The 17,830-nt window shown below is 34.3% G+C and carries 17 protein-coding genes and 1 pseudogene; 3 read left to right on the forward strand and 15 right to left on the reverse strand.

Going from position 1 to position 17,830, the window contains the following annotated elements:
• Window positions 1–3: 3 nt before the first annotated feature.
• The 12 genes and pseudogenes from EKQ63_RS15530 to EKQ63_RS15590 all read right to left on the reverse strand — a co-directional run bounded on the left by EKQ63_RS15530 (window position 4) and on the right by EKQ63_RS15590 (window position 9,127).
• The gene (locus tag EKQ63_RS15530) at window positions 4–477 is read right to left on the reverse strand and encodes a tetratricopeptide repeat protein (RefSeq protein WP_140168757.1); all 474 of its coding nucleotides are present in this window, start codon (window positions 475–477) and stop codon (window positions 4–6) included.
• A 137-nt stretch (window positions 478–614) separates the two neighbouring features.
• On the reverse strand, window positions 615–1,304 hold the full coding sequence (locus tag EKQ63_RS15535) for a phosphopantothenoylcysteine decarboxylase domain-containing protein (protein WP_000676717.1): 690 nt from the start codon (window positions 1,302–1,304) through the stop codon (window positions 615–617).
• Between the two features lie 15 nt (window positions 1,305–1,319).
• Window positions 1,320–2,117, reverse strand: a complete 798-nt coding sequence (locus tag EKQ63_RS15540) for an AAC(3) family N-acetyltransferase (protein ID WP_014297868.1) — start codon at window positions 2,115–2,117, stop codon at window positions 1,320–1,322.
• A 217-nt stretch (window positions 2,118–2,334) separates the two neighbouring features.
• On the reverse strand, window positions 2,335–3,582 hold the full coding sequence (locus EKQ63_RS15545; RefSeq protein WP_143881231.1) for a glutathionylspermidine synthase family protein: 1,248 nt from the start codon (window positions 3,580–3,582) through the stop codon (window positions 2,335–2,337).
• Between the two features lie 20 nt (window positions 3,583–3,602).
• Entirely contained in the window at window positions 3,603–4,214 is a 612-nt protein-coding gene (locus EKQ63_RS15550; RefSeq protein ID WP_087997206.1) for a hypothetical protein, read from the reverse strand.
• Between the two features lie 110 nt (window positions 4,215–4,324).
• Window positions 4,325–4,726, reverse strand: a complete 402-nt coding sequence (locus EKQ63_RS15555) for a GNAT family N-acetyltransferase (RefSeq protein ID WP_143881232.1) — start codon at window positions 4,724–4,726, stop codon at window positions 4,325–4,327.
• A gap of 56 nt (window positions 4,727–4,782) precedes the next feature.
• Complete coding sequence (locus tag EKQ63_RS15560; RefSeq protein WP_087953353.1) at window positions 4,783–5,721, reverse strand: DMT family transporter; 939 nt, start codon at window positions 5,719–5,721, stop codon at window positions 4,783–4,785.
• A 69-nt stretch (window positions 5,722–5,790) separates the two neighbouring features.
• A pseudogene (locus tag EKQ63_RS30710) lies at window positions 5,791–6,464 on the reverse strand (DinB family protein).
• Between the two features lie 15 nt (window positions 6,465–6,479).
• Window positions 6,480–6,980 carry a GNAT family N-acetyltransferase gene (locus EKQ63_RS15575; protein WP_087953351.1) on the reverse strand — a complete coding sequence of 167 codons (501 nt, stop codon included), beginning with the start codon at window positions 6,978–6,980 and terminating at the stop codon, window positions 6,480–6,482.
• 33 nt (window positions 6,981–7,013) lie between these two features.
• On the reverse strand, window positions 7,014–7,559 hold the full coding sequence (locus EKQ63_RS15580; protein ID WP_087953350.1) for a GNAT family N-acetyltransferase: 546 nt from the start codon (window positions 7,557–7,559) through the stop codon (window positions 7,014–7,016).
• A gap of 166 nt (window positions 7,560–7,725) precedes the next feature.
• Window positions 7,726–8,427 (reverse strand): nucleotidyltransferase domain-containing protein, encoded by a 702-nt coding sequence (locus EKQ63_RS15585; protein WP_087997205.1) that lies wholly within the window; start codon window positions 8,425–8,427, stop codon window positions 7,726–7,728.
• A 16-nt stretch (window positions 8,428–8,443) separates the two neighbouring features.
• Window positions 8,444–9,127 carry a DNA alkylation repair protein gene (locus EKQ63_RS15590; protein WP_087953348.1) on the reverse strand — a complete coding sequence of 228 codons (684 nt, stop codon included), beginning with the start codon at window positions 9,125–9,127 and terminating at the stop codon, window positions 8,444–8,446.
• A 382-nt stretch (window positions 9,128–9,509) separates the two neighbouring features.
• On the opposite strand from EKQ63_RS15590, the gene EKQ63_RS15595 reads away from it, so the two are divergent.
• The 3 genes from EKQ63_RS15595 (at window position 9,510) to EKQ63_RS15605 (ending at window position 11,923) form a co-directional block, all read left to right on the forward strand.
• Window positions 9,510–10,337 (forward strand): peptidoglycan-N-acetylglucosamine deacetylase, encoded by an 828-nt coding sequence (locus EKQ63_RS15595; RefSeq protein WP_087953347.1) that lies wholly within the window; start codon window positions 9,510–9,512, stop codon window positions 10,335–10,337.
• 134 nt (window positions 10,338–10,471) lie between these two features.
• Window positions 10,472–11,134 (forward strand): DUF3841 domain-containing protein, encoded by a 663-nt coding sequence (locus tag EKQ63_RS15600; protein WP_087953346.1) that lies wholly within the window; start codon window positions 10,472–10,474, stop codon window positions 11,132–11,134.
• Window positions 11,135–11,251: 117 nt separating this feature from the next.
• A complete protein-coding gene (locus EKQ63_RS15605; RefSeq protein WP_087953345.1) occupies window positions 11,252–11,923 on the forward strand; it encodes a TerC family protein in 672 nt (223 codons plus the stop codon).
• A 58-nt stretch (window positions 11,924–11,981) separates the two neighbouring features.
• Here EKQ63_RS15605 and EKQ63_RS15610 read toward each other — a convergent pair whose 3' ends face one another.
• The 3 genes from EKQ63_RS15610 to EKQ63_RS15620 all read right to left on the reverse strand — a co-directional run bounded on the left by EKQ63_RS15610 (window position 11,982) and on the right by EKQ63_RS15620 (window position 17,360).
• Entirely contained in the window at window positions 11,982–13,955 is a 1,974-nt protein-coding gene (locus tag EKQ63_RS15610) for a lipoteichoic acid synthase (protein WP_087953344.1), read from the reverse strand.
• A gap of 521 nt (window positions 13,956–14,476) precedes the next feature.
• Complete coding sequence (locus EKQ63_RS15615) at window positions 14,477–16,102, reverse strand: ABC-F family ATP-binding cassette domain-containing protein (protein ID WP_087953343.1); 1,626 nt, start codon at window positions 16,100–16,102, stop codon at window positions 14,477–14,479.
• A gap of 409 nt (window positions 16,103–16,511) precedes the next feature.
• Window positions 16,512–17,360: a P-loop NTPase family protein gene (locus EKQ63_RS15620; RefSeq protein ID WP_143881234.1), complete on the reverse strand. Its 849-nt coding sequence runs from the start codon at window positions 17,358–17,360 to the stop codon at window positions 16,512–16,514.
• Window positions 17,361–17,830 lie beyond the last annotated feature (470 nt).

Below are 17,830 nucleotides of genomic sequence, written 5' to 3' on the forward strand. Positions count from 1 at the left end.
CCTCTATTTAAAAACCTCGTTTAAATGGTCTTTATAAAATGAAATAGCACGTTCAAACTCTTTCACTTCTTCTACTTTTACGACTGTTTCAAGTAATAATTTCATCGCGGATTCATGATCGTTTACGTTATATTTCGCTAATGACAAAAATACTTTCATCACATCATTATCTGGAAACTGCTGCAAACCTGTTTCTAAAACAGTAATTGCTTTATCATACTCGCCTATACAACGATATGTACTACCAAGACCGATATATGCGCCACAAAGTGACTCCCCTTCAAGACCATTTGCAATTGCCTGTTCATAATACGGCATAGCTTCTGTTTCAAGACCCATTACATCATGTATCCAGGCACATTGATAAAGTACTTCTGCATCCCTCGTAAAGTTTGTTAATCCGATGAGTATCTCTTTAGACTGCGCATATTTCTTTTCTTGCCGGAGTTTAATAGCTTGCTTTAATAAATGTTCCATAGAATTCACTCCTCACCATTTATTCTATGTATCCATATTGAATGGTTAACGTTTGTGTAAAAGTATAATTCCTATAAATTAAAGTTTCGCTTACCAATATATACTATGCGGATTCACTCTTATCCAAATACTTAAAATTATAAAGCAGTAATGTGATTACATAATACCTCTAACCTTTTAACAATTTCTTTCGCTGTTTCATCTTTTCCATTACATAACTTCTCTATACCGTCTTGTCCAATTACGTAGTGCATTGCTCCACGCGAATATAAAGAATGTGGTGAATTCGCAATCATTACACTCGCCTTCGCTTCTTCCATTCTATTTTTCGCTCTTTCAAACAGTTCTTCTTCATTTACGTCGCTTTCAAGTTTAAAGCCAACGAGTACAGTTTCTGAATCCCACTGTTTTATTTGTTTTAATACTTTCGGTGCCTTTTGAAAATGTATAATTGGCGCTATATCACTTGAGATTTTTCCATTCATATCAAGAACATTACCCTCTTGATCACAGATCTTGTCCACAATCCAATCAGATCCAGCCGCTGCCATAATAACCGCATCGACTTTTTCATGCGTAATGATACTTTTCATTTTATCTTGCAAATCAACAATTCCTTCAAATGGGTGTAATTCTAATTGATTGTTTATATCATTCGGTTTCTCCGCAAAATAACCATGTAAATATATAACATAGGCCCCTTTACTTATAAGCTCTTCGGCGATTATTCTTCCAATTGTTCCTTTTGCCATATTCGTATGACCACGAACTTGATCCCATTTTTCTAAACAACCACCGCTTGTAATTAATACCTTTTTCCCCTTCATTGTAACCATCCCTTACTAATTTTTCTTACGAAACCATTCTGTTCCAAAATCAACTATATCACGTTGTTTCATAAGACGGCACTTTGCGTTTCCTATTTCCCCTATTGTTACGGTTCCTTTTTGCTCAAATTCCACACCAATTTCTACAAATTTGTCAGAATCGTAATCCATATCAACAAATTCTTTCCACACTCTTTCACCATTTTCTATAATGGGTGCCCCTACTTTTATTAACTCACATGCACCAGAACGTACTTCTGATAAATGTACAGAAGTATTGGAATCATATCCAACACCAATTAATAATATGTATCCGTCTAAATCATATATTTTTCTTAATGGAGATTCTTCTCCTAAACTCATTGATAGAGACTGATTCATCGTTATTTCTTCTGCATGTCTTCCCCATGCAGCAAAACTTCCTAATGGATGGTTACTGCGTACTACATTCGGATATGTACGAAAACATTCAACTATTTCCCCCATACCTCTTGTTGGTGTTATTCGTGGATCATAAGCTGGGACATTATCACGGATAATCTGCCACCAATCTTCAGGAACAGGCGGTCTTGACCAATGTTTCGGATCGGATAAATCTGAAGATTGCGTTGGCATAATGAGTGTTCCTTCTTCTGTAATAACATTCATTAACGCCTCTACTACTGCAACTGCTCCGCCAGATACCCAGCCTATGGAGCTTAACGAAGAATGTACAATAACTGTCATTCCTTTTTCTAATCCTAATTTTCTTAAATCATTTGTAATTGTTTTAATTGTATTTGGCAATGGCGTACTTGCCACTATTTCATTCATTTTCACGATTGTTCCCCCATTTTGTTTTAAACTACTACATACATATATTATCATATTTTTCTTAATTTTTAACTTAATCATTTTTATCCAATTAAAAAATGGTAATAAATTGGTTTTATATAACAAAAGAAGCAACATGAAGGCGTTACATCACAGCAATAAAAACACTATATTTAAACGAAAGAGCCCATCAAAAATGATGAGCTCTTTGTTCCATTTATCCTTCAATTGTAACTCCAGTAAACATCGATAAGTTTCCCGTTATTTTCTCACCTACACGTAAAAATAACCCTGCGGCTCTTCCGCTTATGCAGTGTGAACCAATTAAAAGTTTACCAGTATACGGACCGTCCCATGTGTCAATTGTATAGTCAGGCATTTCTATGTATTGCTGATATATTTTCCGCTGTTCAAAGTAATACTCTGTTTTATCTTCAGCTAATAGTTCATTATTTTCAAATATAGATACCCCTCCGCCTTCACGGCCGTATAAAGGTTTAGAAACATAGGATTCATTTCTTTCTATAAATGGTTTATTTGTAAAGTATGTTGGTAGGAAGTATTTTTGAATGGTCTCTCGCTCTTCGTCCCCAAAGAAAACTTCATCTTCATAAAGCTGCCAAATTAATGCGAGTACACTTTTATTTTGCATAAGAAAGGCAGCAGGTGGATTAATGATTTTCACTCTTCCTTGCGCTATATGATCTAAAAACTGGAGTCCAATTCTTTTCCCGTTTTTATCAGCGTCTGAAACTAAATATTCAATTGGATATAGCCTATATAAATAATGAATTCTCTCACCATTTTGCGTATATATACCATCATCTGTCACGACAATATCTTGTATACCTATATAATCCGTTGACTGATCTAAACAATAGCTTCTTAAAAATTGAACCGTTTGATGATCTTCATCATGCCAATCATAACTCGTGAAATAAATCGTTTCTCTAGGATCTATATTATAGTCATGTTTAATTTGTTCCCATGCCTGCACAATATGCTCTTCTATATGATTTGGGTGATTTACATCGTGATAACGGCACAACACTTCATTTGCGACAGATGGCTCTAAATAACCTGTTGGTGTATCACAATTTACTTCTATTAACTTTATATCTTCACCATTTACGATAAAGTCAAATCTCGTAAAATATGAAAACAAACCAGTATGTTTCATTCTCGCAATTTCCCACGTTTCAGCAGGAAATCCTAGTGTTTGAAAATCTTCTGCCGTATTTACAATATATTGATACGTTCTATATAACACGTACATAATTTCTTCAGTCGCTTTTGAAATAACAGTATAAGTTTTTACTGGCATACGATACATACCGGTTGCCATATATTGATTCCATTCTTCATTTTCTAATAGGCTCGGCCACGTAAATCCATTCCGACCAGCCTCTTCCGCTAGTGAAAACCATACTTTCATATACTCCTTCTGCTCTTGTTCTGTATACATATTCCTATTATCCTTTCGAGTTATGATCCGGCCGGTGCTTTTGCGTTCCCAATTCCACTTGAACCTGAATTCACTTTTGGCGTTTGTGTCGGAGATGATTTTGGCGCATTTGTATCTGGTGTCACTTTATTTGAGCTATTTGGCTGTTGTTTATTTAAATCCACTTTATTGGACGAGTTATTATTGTTACTGTTAGTTCCGCCGTAATACCCTCCACCACCGCTTCCACCAGTTCTACTTTGGTCTTTTTCACGATAGGGAATAACATTATTTACATACGGTTTCTTCATTATATTTGGCTTTGCTGTATAATTCATATTTGAAGTTCTGCTTGCTAATAAATATCCTGCTACGAATGGAAGTATCGGTAAATGTGAATTTTCATGATACGATGAAAAAGACGGATTCATTTCCTTACATAACTCATCTTTTTCTACATTTTCATTAGTAGGAGCTTTATCATCGCAATGTAATGTTTCTTGTTCATTTCCCTGTTTTGCACCATCTGTTTTAACAGCAGTACTTTCTTTCTGTGCAGTTTCTTCTTCATAATCACCACAGCCCGTTAATAAAAAAGATGAAACCCCTATTGAAGTAGCGATTTTTATAAATTTACTTTTATCCATTCTCATGTGTTATACACCCAATTCCCATTATCTATATTTTTCCAGATACCTTTATTATATAATGTAAATGTTACTTTTTTCAAACTAAACACAATATGTATTTGCATATTTTCGTACTATTTTTCCAAATAACAATGAAACCTTTCAATCCCCGGATATTTTTCTCCTAAACTTTTAATCTGAAAACCAATTTTCTTATAAAATTTTACTGCCTCAGCGTCTGTCTCTGCCTCTATATAAGTCAATTGATGCATTTTTACTATTTCCTTTATCATTTGCACTGCTATTCCTTTATGACGATATTGCGGTACCACTGCTATGTGGCATATTCTCGCTTTATTTGCTCCGATTATTTCCATACCTATGCAAGCCTTTTCCTCATATCTATGCAAAGTCCCTTTATTGCTTTCATAAAATAAAACTGCTTTCTTTAAGCTAGTTTCACTTGGTCCGACTGCATACTGTAGTACATTTAAAATAGAATCTTTCTCAATTTGTTCAACACACTGTAAATTCATACTTCCATCCCTTTCTATGAAAAAAGACTAGCTCTTTATAAAAAGAGCTAATCTCATTACGCCGTTATTTTTTCTTCTTTCTTCACAACGACCGCTACATAACTATGTAGTATCATTCCAACAATAACGAGGCTCATGCCAATCCAAGATAAAAATGACGGAATTGGTGCAGATAGCAAGATAAGTTCTCCCACTAGCGCAAATAAAACCTCACCGGACTGAGTCGCTTCCACTGTTGCTAGTTTTTGCGGATCATCTTTTACAAGATCTGTCGCAAAGAAGAATAGTACGGTCGCGATTAAACCAGAACTAACAGCTACAATAAAACATTGGAAAACTTGGCTACTTGATGGTAACCCACCTGTTGATACTTCATAACCAGAAAGTAAAAACCAAAATGGAAGGCTTGCTAATGTCATACCGAGAACTCGCTGAAATACATCTAATTCCCCTTTACAAACTTGCATCATTTTTCGATTTCCAAGAGGATACGCAAACGCTGCAATAAGTACAGGAACGACACATAAAACAGTTTCACGAATTCCTAATGAAGAAGCATGTTCTACTTGCATAAGTACAACACCGCATAAAATAATACCCGACATAACTAATTCCTTCATTGGGAGTTTTTTATGTAATGGATCTACCGCAAAAAATGGTGTTAATAAAATCCCTGCGACGATCGTAATTTGCCATGTTGATGCAACGAGCCAACCAGGTCCAAAAGCTCCGGCAAAACTAAGCGGTGCATAAAAGAGACCAAATCCAACGATACTCCACACTAACCATTCTTTCGGATTATTTTTCATATATTGAAAAAGTTGCTTTAAGTTTCCCCTATACATGACAATAAGTAAAAGCATTGGAACCATAAAGTAGTAACGTAATGAAGCACTCCAAATCCAGCTTCCACCTTCTAAGTCCATCGCCCGGTTTAGAACGAAGGTAAAGGCAAAGAAAAATGATGCCAATATCCCTACTGCAATAGCTTTCATGATAAAACCCCTTGTTTAGTTTCTTCTTATACTATACAACAAATTAAATATAATTAAAATTTAAAATCTTTATCTCACATGTATTCTAGCTCTATATAGCTTTCTTAACTGACTAATATGAGCTTGATGGTACCGATTATGGTCAGCTATGTGCCATATCCCCCACCTAATAGTCGCATTTTCTCCCTTTTCATAAAGTGAAACTTTAATCAGTGGGGGTTTTCTTCATCCCCCACTGATTATTAGTTGAACCAATCGGACTTTTATGGGCAGTTGATCCCCCATCTAACTTCTTTGCTTTCGCTGCATTTTGAGGTGGGGGTCTTACTGCCCATTAAAGTCGGATAAAAAACCTCTCGTGTTAAATCATTTTCTGTTAGTTTCATACATTTCTCATAAAACATATGTTGCACAGCTTCATAATCTTGCATTAATTGTTGCAACGTCTGTTTTCTTAAACTTGGCAGTTTTCCTGCTTCATTTAACATAGGTCCATATATATTATCAAGTGCCTGTGGAATTGCTTCTCCTTTTAGGCGGTACACCCAATGTAAATCGACAACTGCTAAATGTTGAAGCAGTTGTCCAATACTATTTTCATTATTTTCTGTCCCTTTAAATGACAGTTCTTTCTCATCAGTCCCTTGTACTAACTTTTGCAGTCGTTTAAATGTATCCGTAACCGTCGCATATAAAATCGCTACTTGCCGGTTCATATTTCTTTCCAAACTTAGATCTTTCATACGACACTCCCCCTCTTACAAGAACAACACCATATGTTCATCATCACTATACACACCATTCATCTTTATAGCTCTCTTTTCAATCCCATACGTTTTAAAACCTATAGATTCATACAACTTTTTTGCTGGCTCATTTGTGGACACAACACCTAATGTCAATTGTTCCAAGTCCATTTCTCTTGCTCTTTCAATTGCCTTACGTATTAACTCACGTGCAAGGCCACTTCTTCGATTGCTTGCATCTACATACATCGCAACGATATGCCCTTTATGTTTATACGCCTCTTTCTCTTCTGTTAGTAAAGTGACAACTCCAACTAATTGATTCTCTTCATTAAAAGCACCGAATGTACAACTCGTAGTAGCTGTTAAATTACTTTCCACTCGCTTAACAGGATTTTCCTGACGAATCGCCTCTTCATAAGTTGTTACAAATGCCTCAGGGTTTACTTGTAATGCTTGTAACCGTAAGTCCCAATATTTTTTTGCATCTTCTTTCGTAAGTAATCGAATCATATTTCTCTACCCCTTTTAGTTAACATAATATTTTTATGAACTACTAATTAAAGATTGATATTCTTCTCTTAACATACTATAACGATAGCGATGAATGAACTGACCTTTACGTAATCGATCATTTCTCATTAACCCTTCGCATACAAAACCAGCCTTTTCATAGCTCTTTCTAGCTTGAAAATTATCTTCATCTACACGTAGCCATACTTTTTCTAATTTAAATTCAAAGAATGCTAGATGTAACATACTATATAGGGCCGCTATTCCATACCCTTTACCCCAATACTCTTTATTACCAATCGCGATTCCCAGTTCTGCATTTTTATTTGTTTTATCAAAGTTTTTAAGATCTATCCATCCAATATGTATACCGTTCTCTGCAGTGATAGCTCTTTGTTCATAACCATTTTTTCGATTTATACATGCCTCAATCCATTTTTTTGTATCTTCACGAGTGAACGGTGGATATTGATCTGGTACAACTAAATGTTTTGTTACTTTTGTATCTAATGACCATTGATATCGATCTTCTACATCATCTAGTGTCAGTTCTCTTAATTGAACGAATGGTATATTCATTGTATTATCCCCTTTTTATCCCGCTTTAACGGACAGTAAGACCCCCACCTCAAAATTCAGCGGAAGCAAAGAAGTTAGATGGGGGATCAACTGTCCGTAAAAGTCCGATTGGTTCAACTAATAATCAGTGGGGGATGAACAACCCCCCACTGATTAAAGTTTCACTTTATTTTCCTATAGAAAACCCTTCGAACATTCTTCCTCCATATTGTTCTAACGTTTTTTCTACAAAAGTAATTAATTTCATTTTCTCTCCCGTTGTATAAAAATGATCGAACGCCGCTACAAATTGATCTGCGAATTGTTCATCATATCTTCTAAGTACCCTTATAAACCACTTTGAATTTCCAAGCCATTTCCCATTTACTCTTAATACATATTCATGTAATAAATCAGCTAATAAATTCGCGATAAATAATTCTTCTTCTCTTTTTGATGCACCAATAAAATCATCCAAAGTATCCGTAATAAAATATCGCTTCTGTTTCATCATTTCTTCTGTCCATTTAGCTGGTCCTTTATTTAGTAACTCATTCGCTTCGCTTTTTAATTTCTCAACAATTTCATCTTCCCCTTTTAATACAATACCTTCTGAAACTAATTGTGGTAACGAAGGTCTTCCTCGGTCACAATCCATTTTAAAAAAGGTTTTTAACGTTTCAAAATTATGTACAAACACCTCGGCTGGCCATCCATTACTATAGAAAGATTCTCTATAACAAGATGACAAACTAGGATCTATTATTACAATGTCCAGATCAGATGTTTTTGTCGCTTCCCCTCTTGCGACGCTTCCTCCAAGTAAAGCTACATTACAATTCGGAAATTGTGATGTAATGATGCTTTGTGCCGCTTCCATTGCTTTCATAACCGTTCTCCTTTTCTTATTTCTCTTTCTTTTTTTCAGCTCTTTCTCTCGCTTTTTTTATATACGGCTCTGCGTCTGGTGTTTTGCATGACGTTGCCCCGTGATCAACGTGTACTTTTCCAATTTCACGTGCAATTTCAATCGCTGCTTGCTCTAAGTCTTCATTACGAATTCCTATCGCGATTAAAGCACGATTCATCGCTTCTTTTTTTCTATTTTTTTCATTATGTATATTTACTTTAATTTCTTCTAGATACGGAGAGAAGAAATCGTCTTGTAACGTTTTATTTTTAATCGCTATATTTGCTAATAAAGACCAGCCTGCTCTTCCAATCCATTCATCATCACACTTTGTCCATTCTTCCATTCTTTCTATCGCGATCGGCGACGTACAAATAGCCGTCATTAAAACATCCATTAAACAATAATAATCAACTTCCTGTACCCATTTATTTAGCAGTTCTGTCGTAACTTTCTTTGGATCTAAAATCATTGTTGCTAATGTCATTGCATCCATATTTTTTGTTTCCCATAATAAAATTGCTAAATCATGATCTTTTTTTATCTTCTTTTTTAACAATTTTAAATTGGCAAAACTAACTCCGAATAGCGGCTCTTTCGCCCCATGGTTTTTATACGTTTTACGATTCTGTTCTGTTCCATATTCCTCTAGTTGCTGCATTACTTCACCAAGTAACATATACCCACCTCTTTATCTTTTATGTTGACTTCATATATGTATGTACGATATATTCTACATTATTTTTTGGTTTTCCTATATTTATTTTTAAAATACGGTATGTGAAATTTTATAGATGCGTTTTAATGCAAAAAGCACACTCTTCGCCAGCATTCTCTGTATACAGTCCCCTACTAACTCACTCATTAGGTTTACTATATATAGGAACAAATTACATGCATTTTCATTCCATTCTTGTTTCATTTTAGTAAACCAGCAAAACATTGAAATCTTGCATACTTTTGGACAAACTTTTTTGCTCTTGTAAAAAACTTTTTTTGCAATTACCTCCCTATAATTGCTAATATAGTAGAGTAGAACTTTTATAGAGAGAAGGAAAATTATGCACAATGGAATTCGAATGACAACTTTAGTGAAAAGGGCTATGTTGATTTGCGCGGGGGTATTATTTACATACGAAGCGGCCTTAGGATCAGCACATACTGCTCTAGCGAGTACAGAGGATGAAGCAAAATCTGTTCAACTTGTAAGTGAAATTCAATCATCTCTTGCACCGAAAGAAGCTCCAAAACAATATAATGGGCAAGTTAGAAAAGTAGCTTACTTAACATTTGATGATGGTCCTGGAAAATACACAGCTGAGCTTTTAGATATGTTAAAGAGAGAAAATGCAAAAGCAACATTCTTCCTTATTGGTTCAAATGTAAAAGCTTTCCCTGATCTTGTAAAACGGGAAGATGCTGAAGGCCACTACGTTGGGATGCACAGTATGACTCATAACTACAAGAAACTTTACACAGAAGGTCATTATGTAGATGAGATGAAGGAAGATCAAGGCTTAATCGCTGGCGTTTTAGGCAAATCACCAGTATTAACTCGTCCGTCTTACGGATCAATGCCAGGATTAAATGAGGCTCTTCGCAACAAAGTTGTTGAGAACGGCTTAAAAGTTTGGGATTGGACAATCGATTCATTAGACTGGAAGTACAACAAAATGCCTGTTGATGCTGCATCAGCTAAAATTGTAGAAAACGTACTACATGGAGCTACAAATCCAACAGAAGTTATCCTTATGCACGACATTCATCCACAATCCGTAAAAGCAGTACCTGGTATTATTAAAGGGCTGAAAGAAAAAGGATATGAATTAGAAGCCTATAGTGAGAACGAACACTTCCCGTTAAACTTCTGGCATGATAACCGTATGTAATGAAAAAAACTTGATTTCCTTTAGGATATCAAGTTTTTTTATCGTTTTGGAAACGGCTCCTCATATAGTCGATTCAACCTTCCCTTCTATCAATAAAAATGTAAAATCACATTCATTTAACTTAGAAACATCACATGATCGTATATACAGTTCAAACTGAAGCAGCATGGAAACAATTTAAGAAACTTGGTTATTTAGAAGGAAGTAAAGAAAACATCGATTCCGATTTTATATATTCATACGATTGGATGATACGTGTCGCTAAAAAAAGATTACCCTACTACGAAGGTAACTATCCTATTTGGGTCTGGGAAGCAAATAATTATCCAAATCGAAATCATAAGGCTTGGGGTAAAGACAATTCAAAAATGGTAATTTTAACACTAGATGTACCGAAAGAATGGGTACTATGGAGTGATATTAGTTACTGGTGTTGTGCCATGGGTGATAGTTCGATGTATTTTCATCAAGCAAATAAACCTGCACTGGAAGAATGGTATACCTATATGGATAAAGAATACGGGATAATATTCGATTTCGACTATTTATTATCACATCCTGATTGGTATAGAGGTAAAGAGGATTCATTAGAAAAACAGGGTGTTATCGGTAAAATCCCCCTTTCCTTCGTAAAAAAAGTAAGACGTTTTCGTGCTAAGGAAGATAAATCTATTTATACAACCAGAAGTGATAAATGGGATAACAGAAAAGAAAACCGTATTAATAAGATAAATCGAAAATTGAGAAAGAGAAACGATAAGCTAAAAAGACTACAAAAACGACTTATACGAAATTAGAACACAAATACATATCAAAATACATAAAAAAAATTAAGGGTCGAATATACAAATTCAATCCTATTTTTTATATTATCAACACTTTAGCACATATTACTCTTAAGGAGTGATATCTATATGAATTTTCTCTCACCTGAATATTTGTCTGCCTTGCTTGCCATTATTGTAATTGATTTAGTTTTAGCGGGTGATAATGCCATTGTAATTGGATTAGCAGCAAGACGATTACCGAAAGATCAACAAAAGAAAGTTATTATATGGGGAACTATCGGGGCAATCGTGATTAGAGCTCTCGCTACTTTAGTTGTCGTTTGGTTGTTAAAAATACCAGGGCTACTTCTAATTGGTGGTGTACTTCTTATATGGATCGCTTACAAATTAATTGCTGAAGGCAAAGATCATAATATTAAAGCAGAAGAAGGTTTTTGGTCTGCTATTAAAACCATTATCATTGCTGATGCATTAATGGGCATTGATAATGTCCTCGCTGTTGCTGGAGCTGCGCATGGCAATTTTTCTTTAGTAATCATCGGGCTATTGGTTTCAATTCCAGTAGTAGTTTGGGGCAGTACATTAATTTTAAAATGGGTCGACCGTTATCCTATCATTATTACAATTGGAGCAGCTGTTTTAGCTTATACTGCCGCGAAAATGATTGTAGATGAAAAGTGGTTCGTTGCATTTTTCGAAAGTAACCCTTTCATTAAATGGGCATTCATCATTATTGTCATTGCTGGTGTAGTGTTCTTTGGAAAGATGAAACAAAAGACTAAAGATGTTTCTATATAATAACAACGTTCTATTTATAAACAAAAGCGCCACTCATATGAGTAGCGCTTTTTAATATTTATTTCGTTTCCCCATCTTCAGTCGTCTTTACCTTCGTTTTATTTTTATCACGATGGTTATAGTTGTACTTCGAACGATCAACCGGTGTAAATCCTTCCGGTGTGTAGAATCGTAATAAGTCACCATTTACAACTTGGTCAGAGTATTTTAACGACTTTTGAACCATTTGTTCATTTTGTTTTATTTCGTCTGTTAATTCAACAGGTTTTCCAGTAGTAGTATCATAGTATTTGCCGTTCAGTGCAGTAACTGTTGGGCTTACGTAGTTACCGTTACGGAACGGAACGACTTGTTTATGCTCTGGTGATAATAAATCGGATCCGAACTGGACATAATTTTTCGTATCAGTACCTAGTAAGTGTAATAAAGTTGGAAGAACATCAATTTCTCCTCCGTATTGATGCTGTACGCCGCCCTTCATTCCTGGAACTCGAATGATTAATGGTACACGTTGTAATTGCGCATTTTCAAATGAGTTCATTTCTTTACCCATTATTTGAGACATTGCTGCACTATGATTATCGGAAATACCGTAATGATCGCCGTACATAACGATAATCGAGTTATCGTATAAACCAGATTGTTTCAAATAATCCATAAATCCTTTTACTGACTCATCTAAATAACGTGCTGTTTGGAAATATGTGTCTACTGATGAATCACCTGTTTTAGCTGGTTCAATCGTTGCTTCCGCTTTATCAATCGGATAAGGGAAATGGTTAGATAACGTAATAAATTTTGTATAGAACGGTTGTTTCAACGTTTCTAATAATGGAATGGATTCATTAAAGAACGGTTTATCTTTTAAACCGTAGTTTACTACATCTTTTTCGTTCATATCATAGTATGACGCATCGAAGAATTTATTAAAACCAAATGATTTATAAATTTCATCACGGTTCCAGAACGTTTTATAGTTACCGTGAAACACTGCTGATGTGTATCCTTGTTGACCTAAAATAGCTGGTGCTGATTGATACGTATTATGAGCTTTATTTGTAAAAACAGATCCTTGCGGTAATCCATACATTGAGTTCTCTAACATGAACTCCGCATCAGATGTTTTACCTTGTCCTGTTTGATGGAAGAAGTTATCAAAGTATAACGTATTCGCATCTTTTGTAAATGAGTTTAAGAATGGTGTAACCTCTTGACCATTTAGCTTATAGTTTAATAAAAAGTTTTGGAATGATTCTAAATGAATATAAATTACGTTCATTCCTTTTCCTTTACCAAAGTACTCTGGATTTGGACTTGCATATGTTGATGCAAGATAATTTCTAACCTCAGTCATATTATCTCCATCAGCTAATGCTCGTTCTGTTGATGCTTTCGCACTTTGAATACCATCATAAATTGTAAAGTTGTATGCGCCTAAATATTTTACAATATAGTTACGATCGAATGTTCTTGTTAATAGTTCCGGACGGTCAGATTCTGCAAGTCCTAAGTTAACGCTGAATAATAAAATACCTGCTACAAATACTAGAGATAATTTATGCTTCGCAACACGGATTGGTTTAGGATTTACAAATTTCGTTGCGACTAAAACAATTAGAATAATCGTATCTAAGAAATATAGTGGATCATATACGTGTAGCAATGCAAAAATACTACCACCTAAATCTCCAAAGTTATTCGATTGTGTTAATGTCGGGAACGTAATAAAGTCGCTAAAAAAGCGGTAATATACTACGTTTGCATATAAAAGTATGGACATTAACAAATTAATAATAATTACCCAAATATAAGCTCTTTTCCCTTTTGCAAATAATGCAAGTCCTAAAAATAGAACTGCTGAACTAAGCGGGTTAAAAAACAGCAAGAACTTTTGGATTGTGTTTGAAATTCCTAAATTAAATTCTGTTACATACGCTACATATGTTTTGAGCCATAATAATAGAACGGCAAACAGGAAGAATCCAAAATGATTGCTTAACACACTTTTGCTCTTTAATAAGAATTGTTTCATTTCTCCACCTCTTTTGATCATCCAAGGCTTATTTTTTTATAAGTCTGTCTCTCTATTCAATTTTTTATCTTCAAATAGATTTTATTTATTTAACTATATGAAGAATACTAGTAATTATAATTTGAAGCTAGTATTTATTCAACTATTTCTTTTTAGACATTTTGACCTTGGTTTCTATTTAACAAAATAAATTTGTAACATTTCCTGTTTTCTCCCAAGATTCATCCACTAATTATGACATCACATACTATAAACCTTTATTCACTACTTCGCAAATAAATATGTCTCCAGTTCTGGAACATTCATGTAATATAATGAAATTCACAATAGATAGCATTTAATTTTTCGATATATATAATTTCTTCATTCAGTTATTTATGCTTCAGCAATTCTTCTATGTGCAACATCCAAATCTCTTTCCTCTAATAAAGTTATTCTTGAATAATTATTCGCAATCCATAAAAATAATGGATGATAAAAAACCTCGCTCTCATAACGAGAGCGAGGTTTTTTATCATTTATTATTGACCTTTGTACATTGCATCTACTTGTTTTTGAAGTTCTTCATTTTCTAAGAACTCATCGTAAGTAGCCTCTTTATCGATTACACCGTTTGGCGTTACTTCGATAATGCGGTTTGCAATTGTTTGTACGAACTGATGGTCATGAGATGTGAATAAAATTGTACCCTTAAATGCGATTAAACCATTGTTTAATGCAGTGATAGACTCAAGGTCTAAGTGGTTCGTTGGATCGTCAAGTGTAATTACGTTTGCACCACTTAACATCATTTTAGATAACATACAACGAACTTTTTCGCCTCCAGATAATACAGAAACGTTCTTCTTAACTTCTTCGCCTGAGAATAACATACGGCCTAAGAAACCACGTAAGAAGCTTTCTGACTCATCTTGTGGAGAGAATTGACGTAACCATTCAACTAAGTTGTAGTCACTGTTCTCAAAGTACTTAGAGTTATCTCTTGGGAAGTACGATTGAGATGTTGTAACGCCCCATTTAAATGAACCACTATCTGGCTCCATTTCACCCATAAGGATTTTAAATAATGTCGTCATTGCAATATCGTTACGACCGATAAATGCAACTTTATCACCTTTATTTAAAGTGAAGTACACATTATCTAACACTTTTTCACCATCAATTGTTTTAGAAAGACCTTCAACAGTTAATAAGTCATTTCCTACTTCACGCTCTGGTGTGAAGCCAACGAATGGATAACGACGAGATGATGGCTTAATATCATCTAATGTAATTTTATCTAATAATTTTTTACGAGAAGTTGCTTGTTTCGCTTTAGATGCGTTTGAGCTAAAGCGCGCAATGAAGTTCTGTAACTCTTTTACTTTCTCTTCTTTTTTCTTATTAGCATCTTGCGTTAATTTTAAAGCTAATTGGCTTGACTCATACCAGAAGTCATAGTTACCAACATACAGTTGAATTTTACCGAAATCAAGATCAGCCATGTGCGTACATACTTTATTTAAGAAGTGACGGTCATGGGATACAACGATTACTGTATTTTCAAAGTTCATTAAGAAGTTCTCTAACCATTGAATCGCTTTTAAGTCCAAGTGGTTGGTAGGCTCATCTAGTAATAGAATGTCAGGTTGACCGAATAAAGCTTGGGCAAGTAATACTTTTACTTTCTCTGCCCCAGTTAATTCTGACAATTTCTTATCGTGAAGATCTTCACCAATACCTAAACCTTTCAGAAGGATTGCCGCTTCTGATTCTGCTTCCCAACCGTTAAGCTCAGCGAACTCACCTTCAAGTTCAGCAGCACGCATACCATCTTCATCACTAAAGTCTTCTTTCATGTAAATGGCATTTTTCTCTTGCATTACTTTGTACAGTTGTGTGTGTCCCATAATTACTGTTTCTAATACTTGGAACTCTTCATATTCGAAGTGGTTCTGTTTTAATACTGCAAGACGCTCGCCTGGCGTAATATGTATGTCACCTGTTGATGGTTCGATTTCTCCAGATAAAATCTTTAGAAATGTTGATTTACCAGCACCGTTTGCTCCGATTAAACCGTAGCAGTTACCTGGCGTGAATTTTATGTTAACATCTTCAAACAATTTGCGATCCGCGAAACGCAAACTAACGTTACTTACTGTAATCATTTGTGTCCTCCTACTAATACCGCTTATTTCAGCGTTTTCTCACCGATTGTCTTAAAAAATCGCATATTACGACTCAATTATTGTAGACTATAGCTATTATATAGTAGAAGCTGGATGAATAGCAACGGTTGATTGCTATTCCTTTCTTTCCAAACTCGAATAAAATCTTTGTTTTTAATCATATTAAAGTTACATACACACTTTAAGAAGGATTTATTTTTAAGAAAATATTAATAATTGGAGCATTATGTTTATCTCTTACTTCTTTAACTGCATGTAGTAATAACACAATAATTTATATGCATTTCGCACCCCGTTTCGTATTATAAATAGCAAACTAAAACGCTCAGAAAATATTCTGAGCGTTTTTATTTCCTTCTTCAAATAAAGCACCAGTTAGTGTAAAAAGCTATTTCACCATTTGTATTGTTAACTTATCTTTTAACATTGACCTATATGAGTCAATTTCATATTTTGTATTATTGATTTTTTCTTTTTTCATTTTTAACATATCAAATATTTCTAACTCTAAATTCCTTCTAGCCTCAAGAACTTTTATCGCTCCTTCTACACCTGAATGGTTATGTTTTTTCCCATAGCCTTGGTTCGTGTAATAGTCGACAATTCCTGTAGACCATTCTGGAGTTCTTTCTTTTAATGCCTTCCTAAATGAAAATTCAAGATTATCTTGTTCTACATACAATAACATTGGATTTAACTTCTCTATGATTTTTGCAACTTTCATTACATAATTTATTATTTTTTCTTTTTGTTCACCATATTTAATCATCCCAATCGTTAATGGGTTTTGTATGAAACAACATTCAAAGATATAAACCTTATTGTCTTCTACAGCAATTTCAGCAAAGTCCTGCCATTTATCAGCAATTAATTCAACATTTTTATCGAATGGTAATTCGTATATATCGTTTTTAAAAATATCATTACATAATTCGTCCGAAAACTGGTCACCAAACTCATTTTTTATCTTTCTGTATGGTAATAAGTAATTGCTTCCTTTTTTTAGAACTCTTTTAAGAAGCACTTCTTTAAAATCTCCACTGTTAGATACTAATCTATCGAATTCAAATTTATTAAAACAAGATACACCATCATAGTCGGCTGGATGGTTCAAATTTCCCTCTAAAAATAGTTCAACTTCAATTTTATTTTGGCTTAAAATTTCATTTATTAGCTTTGCAGTGGTCGATTTTCCAAATCCAGGTAAACCTTCTACTATTATTAGTTTTGTATTCATATTTATAAATCCCTTCCTTCAAAGTATTTAACCAAGATCAAAAAAATTACTTACTCCACTGCAATCACTCCTTCAAAATACGATATTCAACATTTCCTTTGAAAAATCCTTCTTAAAGTAACGTGATCGCTAGTTTAAGAACATTTTTTCACAATCCCTATCATTATTTTAACATAAATTTTCCATTTATCTTGTAAAAAAGATAGTCCACCATTATTTGAGTGAACTATCTAAAGTAAATTATATCTTTTAAATCACATACTTTGTCAGTAATCCCCAATCGTTGCACTGGTGTTTTTACTGTTTTCTTTTTCTCTCCCTTTGCAATTTAACTATATAAAAGTGCTTAAATAATGTAATAACAATTAAAAAAGGGATGCTAAATCATATGTGATTTACATCCCTAATTTGTGTGTTATTTTATATGTTCTCTCCCATAACTGAAACAGTTACTTTTAAAAGGGGATTCT

The organism is Bacillus sp. BD59S (genome assembly GCF_007363175.1).
Taxonomy (GTDB): domain Bacteria; phylum Bacillota; class Bacilli; order Bacillales; family Bacillaceae_G; genus Bacillus_A; species Bacillus_A pacificus.

Coding starts and splice junctions, on each gene's coding strand:
- EKQ63_RS15530 (WP_140168757.1), bottom strand. CDS start 477: ATGGAACATTTATTAAAGCAAGCTATTAAACTCCGGCAAGAAAAGAAA.
- EKQ63_RS15535 (WP_000676717.1), bottom strand. CDS start 1,304: ATGAAGGGGAAAAAGGTATTAATTACAAGCGGTGGTTGTTTAGAAAAA.
- EKQ63_RS15540 (WP_014297868.1), bottom strand. CDS start 2,117: ATGAATGAAATAGTGGCAAGTACGCCATTGCCAAATACAATTAAAACA.
- EKQ63_RS15545 (WP_143881231.1), bottom strand. CDS start 3,582: ATGTATACAGAACAAGAGCAGAAGGAGTATATGAAAGTATGGTTTTCA.
- EKQ63_RS15550 (WP_087997206.1), bottom strand. CDS start 4,214: ATGAGAATGGATAAAAGTAAATTTATAAAAATCGCTACTTCAATAGGG.
- EKQ63_RS15555 (WP_143881232.1), bottom strand. CDS start 4,726: ATGAATTTACAGTGTGTTGAACAAATTGAGAAAGATTCTATTTTAAAT.
- EKQ63_RS15560 (WP_087953353.1), bottom strand. CDS start 5,721: ATGAAAGCTATTGCAGTAGGGATATTGGCATCATTTTTCTTTGCCTTT.
- EKQ63_RS15575 (WP_087953351.1), bottom strand. CDS start 6,980: ATGATTCGATTACTTACGAAAGAAGATGCAAAAAAATATTGGGACTTA.
- EKQ63_RS15580 (WP_087953350.1), bottom strand. CDS start 7,559: ATGAATATACCATTCGTTCAATTAAGAGAACTGACACTAGATGATGTA.
- EKQ63_RS15585 (WP_087997205.1), bottom strand. CDS start 8,427: ATGAAAGCAATGGAAGCGGCACAAAGCATCATTACATCACAATTTCCG.
- EKQ63_RS15590 (WP_087953348.1), bottom strand. CDS start 9,127: ATGTTACTTGGTGAAGTAATGCAGCAACTAGAGGAATATGGAACAGAA.
- EKQ63_RS15595 (WP_087953347.1), top strand. CDS start 9,510: ATGCACAATGGAATTCGAATGACAACTTTAGTGAAAAGGGCTATGTTG.
- EKQ63_RS15600 (WP_087953346.1), top strand. CDS start 10,472: ATGATCGTATATACAGTTCAAACTGAAGCAGCATGGAAACAATTTAAG.
- EKQ63_RS15605 (WP_087953345.1), top strand. CDS start 11,252: ATGAATTTTCTCTCACCTGAATATTTGTCTGCCTTGCTTGCCATTATT.
- EKQ63_RS15610 (WP_087953344.1), bottom strand. CDS start 13,955: ATGAAACAATTCTTATTAAAGAGCAAAAGTGTGTTAAGCAATCATTTT.
- EKQ63_RS15615 (WP_087953343.1), bottom strand. CDS start 16,102: ATGATTACAGTAAGTAACGTTAGTTTGCGTTTCGCGGATCGCAAATTG.
- EKQ63_RS15620 (WP_143881234.1), bottom strand. CDS start 17,360: ATGAATACAAAACTAATAATAGTAGAAGGTTTACCTGGATTTGGAAAA.